Source organism: Pedobacter sp. CFBP9032 (assembly GCF_034045265.1).
GTDB lineage: Bacteria > Bacteroidota > Bacteroidia > Sphingobacteriales > Sphingobacteriaceae > Pedobacter.
In genome coordinates this window covers 1-311 of the sequence record NZ_JAXCWE010000048.1, presented here as the reverse complement: position 1 = coordinate 311, position 311 = coordinate 1, and the positions used below count along the sequence as shown (strand labels likewise).

Sequence of the window (311 nt, the reverse complement as noted above, 5' to 3'; positions counted from 1 at the left end):
GGTGTGTACAAGGCCCGGGAACGTATTCACCGCATCATGGCTGATATGCGATTACTAGCGATTCCAGCTTCATAGAGTCGAGTTGCAGACTCCAATCCGAACTGAGACCAGCTTTCGAGATTCGCATCCAGTCGCCTGGTAGCTGCCCTCTGTACTGGCCATTGTATTACGTGTGTGGCCCAAGGCGTAAGGGCCGTGATGATTTGACGTCATCCCCACCTTCCTCTCTACTTGCGTAGGCAGTCTCACTAGAGTCCCCAACTGAATGATGGCAACTAGTGACAGGGGTTGCGCTCGTTGCAGGACTTAAC

Annotated in this window: 1 rRNA gene; it reads right to left on the bottom strand. The window is 53.1% G+C overall.

The window, feature by feature from the left end:
* Positions 1 to 311, bottom strand: a 16S ribosomal RNA gene (locus SOM16_RS23095); the annotation flags it as partial.